General features: G+C 58.5%; 17 protein-coding genes, 1 tRNA gene and 1 pseudogene. 14 read left to right on the top strand and 5 right to left on the bottom strand.

Annotation, left to right across the window (positions count from 1 at the left end):
* The first annotated feature begins 246 nt into the window (after positions 1-246).
* Positions 247-759, top strand: a complete 513-nt coding sequence (locus AC1DK3_RS18175) for a VOC family protein (protein ID WP_477193650.1) — start codon at positions 247-249, stop codon at positions 757-759.
* 36 nt (positions 760-795) lie between these two features.
* Here the strand turns inward: AC1DK3_RS18175 and greA are convergent, their stop codons facing one another.
* Entirely contained in the window at positions 796-1,254 is a 459-nt protein-coding gene (greA, locus tag AC1DK3_RS18170; protein ID WP_477193649.1) for a transcription elongation factor GreA, read from the bottom strand.
* A 37-nt stretch (positions 1,255-1,291) separates the two neighbouring features.
* On the opposite strand from greA, the gene AC1DK3_RS18165 reads away from it, so the two are divergent.
* Positions 1,292-1,711 carry a secondary thiamine-phosphate synthase enzyme YjbQ gene (locus AC1DK3_RS18165; RefSeq protein WP_477193648.1) on the top strand — a complete coding sequence of 140 codons (420 nt, stop codon included), beginning with the start codon at positions 1,292-1,294 and terminating at the stop codon, positions 1,709-1,711.
* 56 nt (positions 1,712-1,767) lie between these two features.
* Here AC1DK3_RS18165 and AC1DK3_RS18160 read toward each other — a convergent pair.
* A pseudogene (locus AC1DK3_RS18160) lies at positions 1,768-2,360 on the bottom strand (TIGR02466 family protein).
* A gap of 131 nt (positions 2,361-2,491) precedes the next feature.
* Here AC1DK3_RS18160 and AC1DK3_RS18155 point away from each other — a divergent pair.
* From AC1DK3_RS18155 to AC1DK3_RS18145, 3 genes are read left to right on the top strand one after another with little or no spacing between them, the layout of a single operon-like run.
* On the top strand, positions 2,492-2,926 hold the full coding sequence (locus AC1DK3_RS18155) for a ketosteroid isomerase-related protein (protein WP_477193647.1): 435 nt from the start codon (positions 2,492-2,494) through the stop codon (positions 2,924-2,926).
* 14 nt (positions 2,927-2,940) lie between these two features.
* Entirely contained in the window at positions 2,941-3,555 is a 615-nt protein-coding gene (locus AC1DK3_RS18150; RefSeq protein ID WP_477193646.1) for a GNAT family N-acetyltransferase, read from the top strand.
* Complete coding sequence (locus AC1DK3_RS18145) at positions 3,555-4,463, top strand: carbon-nitrogen hydrolase family protein (RefSeq protein WP_477193645.1); 909 nt, start codon at positions 3,555-3,557, stop codon at positions 4,461-4,463. The genes AC1DK3_RS18150 and AC1DK3_RS18145 overlap by 1 nt, the downstream gene beginning before the upstream one ends.
* Positions 4,464-4,475: 12 nt before the next feature.
* Here AC1DK3_RS18145 and AC1DK3_RS18140 read toward each other — a convergent pair whose 3' ends face one another.
* A complete protein-coding gene (locus AC1DK3_RS18140) occupies positions 4,476-5,204 on the bottom strand; it encodes an SIMPL domain-containing protein (protein WP_477193644.1) in 729 nt (242 codons plus the stop codon).
* Positions 5,205-5,417: 213 nt separating this feature from the next.
* On the opposite strand from AC1DK3_RS18140, the gene AC1DK3_RS18135 reads away from it, so the two are divergent.
* The 9 genes from AC1DK3_RS18135 (at position 5,418) to AC1DK3_RS18095 (ending at position 11,447) form a co-directional block, all read left to right on the top strand.
* The gene (locus AC1DK3_RS18135) at positions 5,418-6,179 is read left to right on the top strand and encodes a hypothetical protein (RefSeq protein WP_477193643.1); all 762 of its coding nucleotides are present in this window, start codon (positions 5,418-5,420) and stop codon (positions 6,177-6,179) included.
* A gap of 84 nt (positions 6,180-6,263) precedes the next feature.
* Positions 6,264-6,339: transfer RNA gene (locus AC1DK3_RS18130), tRNA-Ile, on the top strand.
* A gap of 162 nt (positions 6,340-6,501) precedes the next feature.
* The gene (locus AC1DK3_RS18125) at positions 6,502-7,728 is read left to right on the top strand and encodes a tyrosine-type recombinase/integrase (protein ID WP_477193642.1); all 1,227 of its coding nucleotides are present in this window, start codon (positions 6,502-6,504) and stop codon (positions 7,726-7,728) included.
* Entirely contained in the window at positions 7,728-8,048 is a 321-nt protein-coding gene (locus AC1DK3_RS18120; protein ID WP_477193641.1) for a hypothetical protein, read from the top strand. Before AC1DK3_RS18125 ends, AC1DK3_RS18120 begins: the two co-directional genes overlap by 1 nt.
* The gene (locus tag AC1DK3_RS18115; protein ID WP_477193640.1) at positions 8,045-8,785 is read left to right on the top strand and encodes a hypothetical protein; all 741 of its coding nucleotides are present in this window, start codon (positions 8,045-8,047) and stop codon (positions 8,783-8,785) included. The genes AC1DK3_RS18120 and AC1DK3_RS18115 overlap by 4 nt, the downstream gene beginning before the upstream one ends.
* 68 nt (positions 8,786-8,853) lie before the next feature.
* Positions 8,854-9,120, top strand: coding sequence for a helix-turn-helix transcriptional regulator (locus AC1DK3_RS18110; protein ID WP_477193639.1), 267 nt, complete (start codon positions 8,854-8,856; stop codon positions 9,118-9,120).
* A 5-nt stretch (positions 9,121-9,125) separates the two neighbouring features.
* Complete coding sequence (locus AC1DK3_RS18105; protein ID WP_477193638.1) at positions 9,126-9,488, top strand: hypothetical protein; 363 nt, start codon at positions 9,126-9,128, stop codon at positions 9,486-9,488.
* A 94-nt stretch (positions 9,489-9,582) separates the two neighbouring features.
* Positions 9,583-10,782, top strand: coding sequence for a hypothetical protein (locus AC1DK3_RS18100; RefSeq protein WP_477193637.1), 1,200 nt, complete (start codon positions 9,583-9,585; stop codon positions 10,780-10,782).
* Between the two features lie 185 nt (positions 10,783-10,967).
* On the top strand, positions 10,968-11,447 hold the full coding sequence (locus AC1DK3_RS18095; protein WP_477193636.1) for a DUF2280 domain-containing protein: 480 nt from the start codon (positions 10,968-10,970) through the stop codon (positions 11,445-11,447).
* 434 nt (positions 11,448-11,881) lie between these two features.
* On the opposite strand, the gene AC1DK3_RS18090 is transcribed toward AC1DK3_RS18095, so the two are convergent.
* Both AC1DK3_RS18090 and AC1DK3_RS18085 read right to left on the bottom strand, forming a co-directional pair.
* Positions 11,882-12,871 carry a PD-(D/E)XK motif protein gene (locus tag AC1DK3_RS18090; protein ID WP_477193635.1) on the bottom strand — a complete coding sequence of 330 codons (990 nt, stop codon included), beginning with the start codon at positions 12,869-12,871 and terminating at the stop codon, positions 11,882-11,884.
* Positions 12,868-15,000 (bottom strand): Z1 domain-containing protein, encoded by a 2,133-nt coding sequence (locus AC1DK3_RS18085; RefSeq protein WP_477193634.1) that lies wholly within the window; start codon positions 14,998-15,000, stop codon positions 12,868-12,870. The genes AC1DK3_RS18090 and AC1DK3_RS18085 overlap by 4 nt, the downstream gene beginning before the upstream one ends.
* Positions 15,001-15,207 lie beyond the last annotated feature (207 nt).

Genomic DNA, 15,207 nt, shown 5'->3' with positions numbered 1-15,207 from the left:
TCGTGCGCGGTAAACCATAACGTGTACGCATTGCAGGCCGTCGCTCCGCGCTTGAGCGCCGTATTTCGGGAGCTCATCCATCTCCCGAACCATCTCTCGAACCAGTTCCGGCGCTTGGCAATTCTTGAAGAAGCCTACATTCTCACGAAAGCTGCCGCAGGGAGCTTGGTAGCCACGCCCTTCGATCACCCACGCTCCCCAATAAAAAGTCTTACGCGGCCGCCAAATAAAAAATGGAGGAGCGAAATGACCCAAATACAGGAAACACAGGAGAAGACCGCCGACGGCATCCGAAGTGACGACCTTCAAATGATCACTCCGCATTTGGTCTGCGCTGGCGCCAGCGATGCCATCGACTTCTACAAGAAGGCTTTTGGCGCGGTCGAGATGATGCGATTGCCGGGAAAGAACGGCAAGCTGATGCACGGCGCCATCAAAATCGGCAATGCGCAGGTGATGCTCGTCGATGAGGACCCGGAATGGGGTTCGCTTTCGCCTTTAGCGCTCGGCGGCAGTCCCGTTACGATCCATCTTTATGTTGCCGACGTCGATGCGTTCATCGAGCGAGCGGTGAAAGCGGGGGCGACCTCTCTGATACCGATCGCCGATATGTTCTGGGGCGATCGCTACGGCATCATCGAAGATCCGTTTGGTCACAAGTGGTCGATCGCAACACATCAGCGCGACATGAGCGCTGCCGAAATCGAGGAAGCGATGAAGACGTTTATGCCATCATCCGACGCCGGCGATTGCAAATAGCGATCTAGCGCATTCACTTCGAGGCGGTGAGTGGCTCTACTCGATCTTCACGATCTCGGCTTCGCCGGTGCCGGCTTGAACGACGTCGCCGACGCTCTTCTCCATAAGTGCCTGCGCTAATGGCGAGGTGTAGGAAATCTTGCCCTTCGCCGGGTTCGATTCATCTTCACCGACCAGGCGGTATTTCTGGATACGGCCGTCGTCCCGTTCGAGGGTCACGAGCGATCCAAACGAGACGACCGATGAGCCGGTCGGTGGGTTCTGAACCTCGGCGCTGCCAAAACGCTGGTTCCAATAGCGGAAATCGCGCGAAGCCCGTTGGATCGCATCGCGGTCGCCCGAACGCTGCGCTTCCGCAAGCTCCGCCTGCAGCCTTCCCACCTCGGCCTCGATGTGAGCCAAGCCTTCCGGCGTTACCAGATTACGGTGCTCAGAGACGAGCTTCTCGGGAAGCTCCTCTACTGCGTCCGATTCTTTGACGAATGCTCTGCTCATCCCCCTTATATAGGCTCTCTCGGAGGCCGGCACCAGAATGCGACAGCACCAGGAAACGCTGGAAATCAGAACCAATGGCGCGGGCCTCGTGGAATTCACGGAAGCGGTGGCCCGGGTCGTCGAAGACGCAGGCATTTTGACCGGCTTGGCCCATGTTTTCTGCCGCCATACGTCGGCCTCGCTGCTGATCCAGGAGAACGCCGATCCGGACGTCCAGCTCGATCTCGCGGCCTTTTTCAGGCGTCTGGTTCCGGATGGCGATCCGCTCTTCTTGCATCAGTCGGAAGGTCCGGACGACATGGCGGCGCACGTTAAGAGTGCGCTAACCCAGACGGCGCTCGCTATCCCAATCGCGGACGGGCGAATGCTGCTCGGCACGTGGCAAGGCATCTACCTATTCGAGCACCGCCATCGGCCGCATACCCGGCAGGTCGTGATCCACGTGCTTGGAGCGTAGCGGACGCGTCTCGTGCCCTCACCGGGGCGATCGATCAATCGAGACGATAATTGAAGCTAACCGACACCCGCTCGGCCTTCGCGTGATTGACGGGCACTTCGGAGCCAGCTTTCCCAGAGCAACAGCGTGCCCGCGGCCGGGGCGACCGCGACGAACGTCTTGTTCTGCTCTTTCGCCGTAGGCTTGCGCGCGGGTGCGGCCATCATCATCGGCAACCGCGGATCTTCATATTTGATCGCGCTCGCGTCCTTCGGGACGGCGAGGTAAAGCGTGCCGCTGATCACCGAATGCGGGTGGATGTGCGCGGTGTGAAAACCGCCCGGCTTCAGGACATTGATCCATAGGCTGTCGAGGGCGAGGCGCTCCCCGTCAACTCGAACTCCAGCGTTTTCGCGAAGGCACTCGCATGCCGATCCAATACCGCGACGAGATCGGCGAATGCCGGGTGCCTGTCGGGCAGATCGTTTAGCGACGCATAAGATGTATATCCCGCATAATCGTTCGCCTTCGACCACGCCTGCCCTGCCCGGTCTTGGGCGGAGATTTCGCGCGCCGCCTCCCCAAGCTCTTGGAGCAGCGACGATGTTGGGCCGCGCTGGAGCTCTTCCCGGTAGATCCGGGTGACGAAAAGCTCTTGAAGGCGCGCCATCGACTTCTCCCCGCTGCGCAATCGAAGGTGAAATGTCGCGTTTACCCCAGCACGCTTGCGCATGGAAGGGCCCGTTCCGACCTGCTAAACACCGCGGCAAATCAAACGCAGAGCCTTCCGGGAGACAACCGATGTCCGACACCTCGCCTGAATCGCAAGCACGCGCCGCAACAGCTGCCCTGATCCGCGACTACTACGCGGCGTTCAATCGCGGCGACACCGACGTCATGCTCGACTTCCTGACGGACGACGTGATCCACGACGTCAACCAGGGCGAGCGCCGCCAGGGTAAAGAGAAGTTTCGCGCCTTCAACGCGCGCATGACGCACAATTATAAGGAAGAGCTGAAGGACATCGTCGTCCTCGTCTCCAAGGACGCGACACGGGCTGCCGCCGAATTCAACGTGCACGGAACTTACAAGAACACGGAAGAAGGTTTGCCGGACGCCGTCGGCCAGAAATACGTTCTGCCGGCCGGCACGTTCTTCGCGGTCCGCGACGGCAAGATCGCGCGCGTCACCACCTATTACAATCTGACGGATTGGATCGCGCAGGTCGCGGGCTGAGGCATCGACGAGACATGACGACGACCGCGGGCGACAAGAAGAAACTCGACGTCAAATCGGTAACCGGGGAGGACATTCTGAAGGTCCTTCCCGATCTCAGCCGCCTGCGGATGATCGTGTTTCGCGATTGGCCGTATCTCTACGAGGGCACGCTCGAATACGAACAAAAGTATCTCGAGAAGTTCGCCAAGGCCAAAGGGGCCGTCGTCATCGCGGCCTATGACGGCGACCAGATGGTCGGCGCGTCGACCGGTGCGCCGATGATCGAGCACGCGGACGAATTCGGCGAGCCCTTCACGCAAGCCGGCTACGACATCACGAAGATCTTCTATTGCGGCGAGAGCGTGCTGTTGAAGAGCCACCGTGGCCATGGACTGGGACACGCTTTCTTCGACGGCCGTGAGGCTCAGGCAAAAAAGCTTGGCGGGTTCACCCATTCGTCATTCTGCCGGGTCGTTCGGCCTGACGATCATCCGTTGAAGCCGGCAGACTACGCCCCACTTGATCCGTTCTGGCGCAAGCGCGGGTATGCTCCTGTCGACGGGATCATCGCGACCTACGACTGGCAAGACATCGATCAGCCCGGCGAGACGTCCCACAAGATGCAGTTCTGGATGAAGACCCTCTGATGACCGCGAAGCATCTTAAAGTTGCGAGCTCGCAATATCCGATCGGCCAGCCGAAGACGCTTGCCGAATGGGAGAAGAAGATCGCGCTGTGGGTCAAAAACGGCGCGGCGACCGGCGCGGAGCTTCTGGTATTTCCGGAATACGCGGCAATCGAGCAGGCTGCCTGCTTTGGCCCCGAGGTCTACGAAGATTTGCAGGCGACGCTGACGAAAGTGGCGGAGCTGAAAGAGAGCCGCGTCCAGTTCCATCTGGAGCTCGCGGCGAAGCATAACGTGCATATCCTCGTCGGTTCTGGACCGACGAAGAAGATCGACGGCCGCTTCGTCAACGCCGCCCAGCTCGTTACGCCCAAAGGTTCGGTCGGCGAGCAGGAGAAGCTCGTAATGACGCCGTTCGAGCATGGTTGGGGCGTCACCGCGGGTGGTCCGGTGCGCGTGTTCTCGACATCGCTCGGCACCATTGGTGTCGCGATCTGTTATGACAGCGAATTCCCCCTCATCACGCGGGCAATGGCGGAAGCGGGAGCGGAAGTGCTTCTCGTTCCCTCATGCACGGAGCGGGTCTCCGGATATCACCGCGTTCGCACCGGCTCGATGGCGCGCGCGCTCGAGAATACGATTGCCGCCGTGCAGAGCCCGACCGTCGGCGACGCGCCCTGGTCGCCCGCTGTCGACTTCAATGCCGGCGCCGCAGGCATTTATGTGCCGTCAGAACACGACGTATCGGACACTGGCGTGCTCGCCCAAGGCACGTTGAACGCCGCCGAGTGGGTGACGGCCAACATCGACCTCGCCCGTCTCGCGCGCGTTCGCGAGACAGGCGAGATGCACAACTACGGTGACTGGTTGAAGCAGCCCGGCGGTGGGACGACGGCGAAGGTCGACGTCGAAATCGTCAAACTGATCTGATGCCGGGCGGCGCTATTTCAGCGCCCAGGTGACTGTCACGCGGGCCTCGAGCGTGCTCGTTCCGGCTTCGATCGGAACGGACATTTCCGCCTTGGCCAACCGGGGGGCATAGGTCACGGGGCCGCTTGCCTGCGTTTCTTCCGATATCTGCAAGACGTTGCCGACTTCGGCGCCGGCAGCTGCGGCCAGAAGCTTGGCGCGACGCAAAGCATTCGCGACGGCTTCCTTGCGGGCATCGTCTTTCAGCGTATCCTCTTTGGAAACCACGAACGCCAATCCCTGAATTTGATTGGCGCCTGCGCTTACGATCTCGTCGAGGACCTCGCCCAGTTTATCGAGGACGCGAACGTACACGACGACCTGATTGGTGACGCGATATCCCCTGAGCTGCGGCGGTTGTCCATCCTTGGAATAATCCATCACCGGCTCGACGTTGAAAGCTGCGGTCTGGATATCCTTCGGACTGATCCCTTTCGCTTTGAGCTCCGAGATGACCTTGCTCATCGTCTCGCTGTTGCCGGTCAAAGCTTCACGCGCGGTCTTGGCTTCCGTCGTGACGCCCGAGGTGATGCGAGCGCTATCAGGTTCGGCCTCTGCTGTGCCGGTCGCGGAGACCGTGATCGAGCGTTCGATGGGCATCTGCTGAGCCTGCAGTCCTGTTGCTTGTGTCATGAGGAAACCCGTCGCGACGGCGCCCGAGAGCGCCGAAACGAGAAATCGAGAACGCAGAGCTGTTGGCATGTTGGTCTCCTCACCTTTGTGCCCGGTCGCTATAAGCGGTTCGCGGGCAAAAGAGGGCAAAATCCTGTATTTCAGCTGAACGCGCAATTTTTGGCGCGTCTGTGCGCTCCTGGGCAGCCTTGCGACGCTCGGATCTCCTGCTATAGCATGCGGCCTTCGCCGTCATGCGGCTGCGCAACATGAATTCCCGAAGACACCGAGACCCGAGGAACGATGGAAACGAAGGTTCGCGAAGGTTCCGGCAATAGAAGCCAAGATTCCGACATCCGTCAGACCTTCGCCTCGGACTTTCTCGTCATCGGATTTTTCACGCCGAACTATGAACCTGCAGCACGGGCCTTCGCAGAAAACCTCGCCGAGCATCGAATCTCGCATCACCTTTACGCGCGTCCGATCGTCGAAGGCGACTGGTACTCGCAGACCCGGCAGAAGCCGACTGTTCTTGCTCACGCGCGTCACGACTACCCGGAAGAAAATCTCGTCTTCATGGATGTCGATTGCCGGGTCCGCGGCGACATCAGCGATATACTGAAGACGCGTGGTGACGTCGTCATGCGAACGAAGGGCACCGCTAAAGGAACGCAACGAGCTCTAAAGCCGACGACTCGCGTCATGCTCCTGCGCCCGACACCAGGGTCTGACGCCTTCATCGCCGGATGGGAAGCCACGTGCCGCAGCGCGCGCCCTGGTCAATCAGCCGAGTTCATGCTGATCCATGCGATGTCGGATAGTTCCGAGATTTATTCGATCGGAACGCTGCCGATCAGGCTTGCAGGCATAGAACTGCACGATGCTCTTCCCGACGCCGTCATCGTGCACGATAGCATTCGCGATCCGACCCGACCAGGCTGGGCGCTCCGCCGCGGCCTGCAGCGCAATTTTCGCGTTGTGCGCAACGCGGCTTATCGTTTGGCCACCGGCAAAACCTATGATGACCTCTACGACAAGCGCCGCGGAGGGCAGAAAACCGGATAAAGTTATGCGGCGACAGAATGCCAACGCAGAATTGCCTACCGGCACTGGTCCTTCTGCGAACATCTGTTAAGAGAAGCGCGTGCGGGGCCCGTAGCTCAATGGTTAGAGCTGACGGCTCATAACCGTCTGGTTCCAGGTTCGAGTCCTGGCGGGCCCACCAATTCCACCTCCGCTGAAGTTCTCTGCCGTTCGCGCCCAGCGCAGATTCTTCAGTAATTTGCCTGTTAATTGCACGGTTCCGTCCGCTGCGGTTCGTTGGCATCCGTAAAGTTTGGTGGTATTTTTGTTGGTATCGCTTCGCCAGGATACCAACAGAACATCAATGCCATTGAGTGACACCGCGGTTCGCAACGCCAAGCCGCAAGGAAAGCCCTATAAGATCTCAGATGGCGGTGGTTTGCACCTCCTGGTCCAAGCGAATGGCGCAAAGTTGTGGCGCCTCGCATACCGCTTTGCTGGGAAACAGAAGACCCTCGCGCTGGGGGGATATCCGGCCGTTACACTTCAGAGGGCTCGGAAGGGACGAGACGATGCTCGTCAGCTACTCGCCGATGGGCTTGACCCGTCAGTGCAGAAGAGACAGCAAAAGGTCGCTGCTAGGCTCGGGGGCGATGCGACTTTCAAAGCGCTCGCTCTTGAGTATCTAAACAATCAGCGCCACGCGCTCAGCCCCTATTATGCCGATCAGCTTCAGCGCCGGCTAGAGAGGGACATTTTTCCTTCTCTTGGTCGCCGGCCGATCGCGGAAATCGACGCGCTGGAACTTCTCGACGCTTTGCGCAAGGTCGAGAATCGGGGCGCTCTGGAACAAGCAAAGCGACTGAGACAGACTTGCGGGCAGGTTTTTCGTTACGCCGTTATCACTCGCCGAGCCAACCATGATCCCACGAGCGGCCTGAAGGGCGCATTGAAACCTAATGGCCGGCAGCAACACCACCGGACAATGCCGCGCGACGAGCTACCCGCTTTCTTGAGAGCGCTCGACTCCTACGACGGAGATCGGCGCACGGCAATTGCGCTGCGGCTGGTAGTGTTGACCTTCGTACGAACCGGGGAGTTGCGCGCGGCGCGCTGGGAGGAATTCGAGGACATAGATGGGCGCGAACCACTGTGGCGCATTCCGGCCGAGCGTATGAAAGCGCGGTTCGAGCACTTGGTGCCGTTGCCGCGTCAAGCCGTTGCGGCACTCAAAGAGCTTGCAGCCGTTCCGGGATCTGACGCCAACGGCTTCCTATTCCCGTCGCCCTCTCGCGAAGGCTGCATGTCCAACAACACGATGCTCTATGCCCTGTATCGGCTGGGCTGGCACGGCAGAGCCACCGTCCACGGTTTCCGCGGAGTAGCGTCAACGACCCTCAACGAGATGGGATTCAATCGTGATTGGATCGAGCGACAGCTTGCGCACGATGAGCGGGACGAAGTGCGAGGCGCCTACAATTCCGCGCAATACCTTCCCGGACGGCGTCAGATGTTGCAGCGCTGGGCCGATTGGCTCGATGAGGTAAAGGCTAACGGCAAGGTGACCCTGATCGCGCGCGAGGCCGCTTAATGGATTTGGGCATTGTCGATCGGAAGATCGCCGGGCAATCGGCAGGGATACGAAGCGCAGCATACAAGCCGCTCTCGGATACTGCCATGACGCGGACCCTCCACCGGCTCAAGGTCGGAGCGACAGTGCACGGCTTCCGCAGTACGTTCCGAGATGGGTGCAGCGAAGAGACTGACTTCCCGAGTAAAGTCGCGGAAATGGCGCTCGCCCACGCCATTGAAAATAAGTTCGAGCCCGCCTACAGGCGCGGAAAGCTCTTGGAGAAGCGTCGCGAACTAATGGACACATGGGCGAGATTTGCGCTTGGCGATAAGCGATGAGCCCCGAAGAAGAAAAGGCGCGCTCTGAATTGTCTCGGCTCCCGGGAACAATGTTCACGTCAGAGCGGCTTGATAGTCTCATCGAGATCGTTCTTCAATACGAGCAGGACTTTGAAGATCGATTGAAACTCAATCGAGTGGCAAAAGGAAAAGGTGACCGGAGCCGCAGCAAAGACGCTGCCCATGAAGCTGATGAGATTATGAAATCGGCCGAGAAGCTCATCGCTTTGATTGCTGGTCATGGTGTGTCAGGGATTGAGTGGGCAGAGGCGTTACGCGCTCATTGCCTGGTGGCAAATCTTCGCGATGGCGTTATAGGCGCCGATATCACTTCAGACGAGTGGCGAGCTCAGATAATTCATTTGCTGCGGTGTTTCACCGAAGTGGGTAAAGCTCGGCGGTCGTACTACGCCAAAGAGCCTGACGAACGAGAGGCTCTGTATCCAACTGATACCACGCGCGTGTTCGCGACGTGCCTTGCGTATGCGTTTATCGGAGCTGGTGGCGTATTCGGCAGTGAAGCGGGAAAAGCAGGTTTTCCGGCGCTTTTGAAATCTGTTTGGCTCCTTTTGCCGAAGAGCCGTGGCTCGATGAATGCTACGAGCTTTGCTCGGGCACTAGCTCAGTCCATCCCCGACGAAGCGATGGCCGACCTTTTGGAAACGCAAAAACATCCTCGGCGAGCCGATTACTTAGTGCGCACGATGACGGCCGGGCGCTCGAGCCGACCGCTGTAAAATGTGGTCCGCTTTTCTGAGTTTCTTGTAGCGGTAGTGACTGTAAACTTGCTCTCGAACCTCGCAACATGCTCGCACATTCAAATGAAGCAGCGAGGGCGCCAATGGATAAGACAACTAATAAGCCGGATCGAGTACTGAGAGCAAAGATGGTCCAAGACAGGATCGGTTGTGGCAATTCTAAGTTTTACGAGCTTCTGAAAAACGGTGAATTCCCGCCAGGCATCCGGATCGGGTCCCGCTCCGTCGGGTGGCGAGAAAGCCAGGTTGAAGCCTGGATTGCTAGCAGGCCGATTGTCGATCTTCGTAAGCCCCATGGCGAACAATTTGCGTGACACCGATGGCAGAGCTTCTCGCCACCGATGGCAAGCGCGCTATTTTGATCCCAATAGGGATCGGCGCCAGAGGTGCCCGCTACCTCGTTGAGTACGAGGTCTTTCACCTGATCGAAAGTCATCACCCGGGCTTCGACGCCTGCCGTGCGCTACTAGCGCTGGGCGTTACCGGAACAATCGAATTCTGGCACGCCGACGCCTCATATCCCGCTATGCGGATAGACATCGAGCGTGGATCTAAACTGACAGTCATCGAAAACGATCGGACCGGGCCCAAAATTGGGGGCTGGCAAGAGGTCCACCCGACCCAGTGCGCCGGGACGCCGATTCCTGACCCAGCATCAAAGCAAGGAGGGGCATTCGCATGACAGGCGCCAGTACCCTAGCCACCCAAGACAATGACCATTCTTGCCTCGACGCAGTGCGGCGATCAGTGGTCCTGAAAGCATCAGGGGGCTGATATTGGACCTGCGCGATATTGATAGTCCCTTATCGGACTACAGCGACTTCGGAGATGAACTCGCCAGTCTAATGGCCAAAGAGCTGGACGAAAGCTCACATCGTATGACATCGACATACACTTGCGCAGCGCCCCTGACATCCCTCACCGCGGCCATCGAGGATTACCTCRGCAATCTGGCACCACGCAACGAGAGCAAACCGGCCGAAGTCGGAATGATTCAAGGCTATCAGCGCAAAGGCGCTATCGGTTCGGCCCTTGCATTGGCGATAGCAAGGGCCGTCCGGCACTGCACCAGAAGAACGGCCCTTACGACGGCATACCTCTACTACGTGTCGATCAGATCAGATAACTCGAATGGCCGGTGCACCGACAGCGCCACGCGAATAGCAGATTATCTGGGTTGCGCTGAAGACGTTGTCCGGGATGTGCGCGATGCGCTCGTTGACTGTGGAGCGCTTCGACAGGAGAAGCGACAGGGACAGCCCAACGCCGTTTGGCTACCCTACGTCGAGGAAGTGTTCCTTTATTCCGACTTTGCACTCTTAGCGGCGATCGCGCCCGCGCGGCTTGGGCCGGGACGCCTCAGGAAGATGGAAAACGCACATGAGAAAACCCCGGGCGCCGGACACCCGACCTTTGTGCAAAAAGCCCGGGTGTCGACCGAAATAACCCCGGGCATACGAGGCGAAAACCCCGGGTTGCTAGCACCCGACTGCAAGAACTCTTCACTGCAAGATCTCATTTCAAGGAAAGAAGGGCATAAGCGCTTGCGACCGGAAAGCCCTAGCGCTTCGCGAATAAATTCAAATGAAAGCAGTGAAGAGGTTTCTCGTCCCGAGTCCGGAGCTGATTACCTGTGGGATGCGTTGACTGGGCAGGCCCTCAATCAATCATTCGGGTTCAATCAAGCCGCTATTCGCAAGGCATTCGCTGCATGTCCCCACATCATGAGCCTGAACAAAACTGAGGCGCAGACAATAGCCGCGCTTGCTGGAAAAGAAATTCCAGCGGACGCGACAGGACGAAAGTTTTGGCCGCCTACGGGGGTCTTATCAACCGTCATCGCTGACGAGCGCCGATACCGAAGTCTCTACGATAAGATCAATGCAGAACGCGCGGCGGCCAAAGAAAAACCTATGGCGCCTTACGACCAAAAGTTCAATTGGCCGAAGATGCTGGACAAACCCACCCGCCGGTGAGCCCGCGAAGATTGCGCGCCTGCTTTGGCATCTCGGGAGCAAGGAATGCCGCGAGTGAACAAGCCGAATTGCGTTTGGTTACGATAGAGGCGTCCGCGCTCGCTGAGGCAGCAAACAGGAGGCACAGAAAGGGTCGGCTATTGTCATCTGACAAGATGCATGACTGACCTTATCCTGACGTATTGATGGCAAATGGAAAACTGACGGACGAGGCCCGGACCTTTGTCGTCCAAGCGCTGGCGTGCTTCGATTACCCCGCCAACGTCACTGAGGCCGTCAAAAAGGAATTCGGCGTCGAGATCACCAAGCAAGCGATCGAGGCTTATGACCCCACTAAACGGGCTGGCAAAAATCTCGCGCGTCGGTGGGCAACGATCTTCGAAGATACCCGGAAGGCGTTTCTCGATAGCCTCATCTCCATCCCGATCGCTCATCGAGCGGTGAGGCTTCGCGCGATCCAGCGGATGGCCGAGAGAGCCGAAAGGCAGCAAAACTATCAGCTTGCCGCGCAACTACTTGAGCAAGCCGCAAAGGAAGTCGGCGACATCTACACAAACAGGCGGCAGCTCACCGGCGCGAATGCTGGCCCAATCCAGACTGCGAACAGTACGGAAGTGAAGCTAAGCGATGCAGACGCCGAACTTATTAGACGTTTCTTGGGCTGATCTAGACTGAGCACCGTTCGATTCCTGACCGCCTTTTTGTTCGAAAATCGCTTCGTTGACCTAGTCGCAAGTCATCTCGCGTCCAAACGGCGAGTTGCAGATCGCTCTTGTCGACAAAGGCGATAAGCCCCAGCGCTTTACCTCACAGACTGCGCCACGGCCCACGCGAGTCATGCGATCGATTAACGGCGCGCCGATTACGCTCGACTCGCAATCGTTTAGGGCACACCGATTTGAAAACGACACGCGTCTATGCCTACGCTACCCGCGGTGAGAGTTGAAAGCACATACGAGAGGCCGAATCCCACGTTCGTAGCTCGATATCTGCGCGAAGGCAGGTCGGTCGGACGGTCAAATTTGAAGCCCGCGATTAGTGCGTCGGCAGCTGGGATCGACTCAAAATCAAGGTGAGCCCCCGAATTGATCGCACATCCTCAGGGTCCGCCCCGAGCGAGAGCGGAGATGTCTACAAGGACTTCACCGGAATCTAAAACTGGCAGATTTGCTAGGCTGATCGTATAGCGAATCGACAGCACACCCGGGGGGAGCCGGAAATCCTGTGGTAATCCTGGAAACTCGTCATCAACCTCGAAGATTTGCGCGTCTCTGTAATGAAATCGCAAAAGCTCCGGCGAACGCCGCATATCATCTATCCAATTTAGGGCGTTGAGCCGCGTCAAAAAGCCGTCAACTGCCGCTGCGTCGCACCGAACGTCGTCGATCAGAGCATCAATGAGAGTGGCGAGCGATTGTGCGCCGGCCGCCGACTCTTCTAGCTGGACGGATGCGAATAGCAGCCGACGACCCTCGGGGGCCAATAGCTGGTCCACACGCGAGATCTCATGCTCGTGGCGACTCCGGGTCGTCGCCTTAACCTCCATGTTAAGATGTTCGCTGACGAAATCGTGCCTCTCGTTATCGGGCCCGCTCCAAAAATGGATTGCCTCGGTTCCGATTGCCTTCATCCAAACCATTTGGAGCATAAGCAGTTCGCCAGCCAAGCCCACCTGCTCTCTGCGCGACATCGGTTGACGCAGAGGCCTCCAAGCGGACTGCCAACTGCGAACGATCGAGATAGCAGCCGCCCATGGATCCCGGCGCTCGCCGACTATTGCTTCAATAACTTGGCCGCAAAGTGCAGCAAACATTATCTCGTGTGCGGCCGGTGACTGAATATCAAGGCATCGAGTTTCTCCCACCTGCGCCAAGCGCAGGCGTAACCCGTTCAGGTCCTGCGGCAGTTCACGGTCGGGCGGCCCGTCCACCGGGACCAGCAAGTGGAGAGCGCCCGCCGCATCGACGGCGAGCTCTAGACCTGTGTCTTCATCGTCGCGCAACACCGGCGAGGTAAGACTCAGGTTCTCACCAGGGGGTCTCCGGACGCGCAATTCACGCCAAGAAGCGATTAAGACTTCGGGCGTCACGCGGCCACGCCTCGGTTAACGATGGCCTTCGACTGGTCATCGGAAGTGTAAGGCAAGCTTAGCGCCACGGCGATCACCGCGTCGACACTGGTCACTCCTAAAGGCACTGGGTTTAACGGGTAGACGATAAGCAATCCCTGAGTTCGTGGCCGTGCAGCGCGCATGGCTTCCGCATCATAGTTGCCAGAATCTCGTCGAAATGCTTCGGCTCCGCCCGGCAGATCGACACCTTCGTGACGCGGATCGATTAGGATGCCGATGCTTTCCGAGCTATTGCGAGTGCGGGTAACTAGGCGCGTGGAAATGCCGCCGATTTCGACGGGTGCACCAGTCTGAGTTCCGGCGAGAAACAGCGCCCACTCGGTCAATTCACCTTCGGTCGCCCGCCGCATGATCCAATCGGCAATCCCGTCTACCTTAAAGGAGACGGTGTCCGGATGAACGTAATAGGATCTGAGAAAATCGCACACAATCTCGGGCGGTATGTCTCGGAAAATCCACCCGCCAGACACTTGCCGACCGGGGGATGCGATAGCCACAAGCCGGTCAGCAAGCCGCCTGTTGTTTTGGAGCCCTTGCTCGTTTCTAAGCGGTAGAATGACGGTCTGCGGGTGCTCTGCCGACCACGACTCTTGAATAGTCTCTGCCATTCCAGACTTATTGCGCGCAGTCAGCAGAAGACCAGAGTGCGCCCGAAGGCGGATGGCCATTTCAGCAGGACGTCGACCTGCCCGATAAAGAGCCTGTAGACTATCTCGAAGAGACTGCTCGACAAGGGCAAGTTCAGTGAACCAATGGGCGATACCATCGGTTGTCCAAATGCGGATCAGGTCCTCGTAATCGGTGCGGAAACCGTACCACCGTGCCATTTGCAATATCGTGTCGGCCATGGACGCGGTACGCAGAAAATAGGAGATCGTAAGCCCTTCCAGCGTAAGACCTCGCGACAGACGATTGCCACCCACTGCAATGACGTGTCGATCAGGCCGGTCTTTGTATTCAAGATTTTCCCCGGTGGCGCTGTTAAGCTCAACAACAGCGAGCTGCCCTAAGACCACGATTGCATTCGCGACGACTTCTTCACGACTTGCCGGAAGTGTAACACCCCGAAAATGCAGGTCGAACTGTTCGCGAAACATGGCGCTGATGTCCTGTCCCTGGCGCATGGCTTCCAACCATATGGCCTGTTGACTCCGTATGGCATCCGCCACACATGCCTGATCCCTGACGCGAACGCTTACGTGGACAAGCATGGTGTGTGGTTGGCTGGTCAGCGTAGGGCGGCCCGCTCGGATCGCGCCAGCAAGACAGAAGGCTATCATCGCGTCCGCAAGAGATTCAGGCAGGAGTGCCTGCCGAGGGCTGGCGACCATCGGAGCCGATGACCGGCGATGCGTCGTACGCTTAAGCTGCACAACGTCTTCATCCGGCACGCAGCGGAATACGTTTCTTCCCTGCGCGCTGACGCCAAATAGTTCCTCGGTGCCTGTATAGCCCTCGGGTCGGGGCAGTTGGAGCGCGAAGTCCCGCGGGAACAGATCCTCTCCGACGCGTCTGTCGGTAGCGGTCGGATCAATAAGGATATTGGCGAAAGGAGTGGCGGTGTAGGCCACGTAGGCCGCCTTCGGAGTTCGCCCGAGGATTGAACGGATCAAAGCGTTGGTTGTGGTGGGCCCATCGCGGCTTCGAGCAGGCTCTTCGACGTCGTCATCGAGCGACGGGTCCGGCGCACGATTGCCACGAGTATTGATCGATGCTTGATCGGCCTCATCGTCGATCAATAACATAGGTACAGTTTCTAGAAGAGGCGTGACCGCCTTTAGCCAAGTATCCAGGCGCTCGAGGACTGGAACAATCTTTTTGGCCACGATCAAAATGACACCGGATCGTGGGAGTACATCCGTGCCAGGGTTCCGAAAATCATCTGTTGTGCCCGTGAGCAATGTCCAAGTCTGATCGCTTGGCTCTCTTGGACCGATGAGTTCTTCCTCGATTCGTGACTGGGTCTGGTTACGAAGAGCGTCGTGTATGCCCGACAAAACAATGATCATACGGTAGCCGGCATCGACCGCGCGCGCCGACACAGCAATGTAGTTGGCGGTCTTGCCGCTTTGAACGTAGCCCACCACTAAGCCGCGTCCCTGGAAATACTCTGACGTTCGCGGGTCCGGTAAATGCCGAAGCACCCGCATCGATTCGGAGGCCAAGCTCGCTAGCTGTTCTGGGCGCCAGCGGCCCCCAGCCGTTAGGCGTTGCTTCACCTTCGCCCAGGCACCGTGCGGTGCGGAGGGCAGGTCATCGGTCCAACTAGGCTCGGAGGCGCGAAGCTCTTTGAG

Source organism: Hyphomicrobium sp. 01T421, from assembly GCF_056398805.1.
This window is presented reverse-complemented; position numbering and strand designations above follow the sequence as displayed.

Coding starts and splice junctions, on each gene's coding strand:
- AC1DK3_RS18150 (WP_477193646.1), top strand. CDS start 2,941: ATGACGACGACCGCGGGCGACAAGAAGAAACTCGACGTCAAATCGGTA.
- AC1DK3_RS18175 (WP_477193650.1), top strand. CDS start 247: ATGACCCAAATACAGGAAACACAGGAGAAGACCGCCGACGGCATCCGA.
- AC1DK3_RS18125 (WP_477193642.1), top strand. CDS start 6,502: ATGCCATTGAGTGACACCGCGGTTCGCAACGCCAAGCCGCAAGGAAAG.
- AC1DK3_RS18165 (WP_477193648.1), top strand. CDS start 1,292: ATGCGACAGCACCAGGAAACGCTGGAAATCAGAACCAATGGCGCGGGC.
- AC1DK3_RS18145 (WP_477193645.1), top strand. CDS start 3,555: ATGACCGCGAAGCATCTTAAAGTTGCGAGCTCGCAATATCCGATCGGC.
- AC1DK3_RS18120 (WP_477193641.1), top strand. CDS start 7,728: ATGGATTTGGGCATTGTCGATCGGAAGATCGCCGGGCAATCGGCAGGG.
- AC1DK3_RS18115 (WP_477193640.1), top strand. CDS start 8,045: ATGAGCCCCGAAGAAGAAAAGGCGCGCTCTGAATTGTCTCGGCTCCCG.
- AC1DK3_RS18140 (WP_477193644.1), bottom strand. CDS start 5,204: ATGCCAACAGCTCTGCGTTCTCGATTTCTCGTTTCGGCGCTCTCGGGC.
- AC1DK3_RS18110 (WP_477193639.1), top strand. CDS start 8,854: ATGCTCGCACATTCAAATGAAGCAGCGAGGGCGCCAATGGATAAGACA.
- AC1DK3_RS18155 (WP_477193647.1), top strand. CDS start 2,492: ATGTCCGACACCTCGCCTGAATCGCAAGCACGCGCCGCAACAGCTGCC.
- AC1DK3_RS18095 (WP_477193636.1), top strand. CDS start 10,968: ATGGCAAATGGAAAACTGACGGACGAGGCCCGGACCTTTGTCGTCCAA.
- greA (WP_477193649.1), bottom strand. CDS start 1,254: ATGAGCAGAGCATTCGTCAAAGAATCGGACGCAGTAGAGGAGCTTCCC.
- AC1DK3_RS18105 (WP_477193638.1), top strand. CDS start 9,126: ATGGCAGAGCTTCTCGCCACCGATGGCAAGCGCGCTATTTTGATCCCA.
- AC1DK3_RS18135 (WP_477193643.1), top strand. CDS start 5,418: ATGGAAACGAAGGTTCGCGAAGGTTCCGGCAATAGAAGCCAAGATTCC.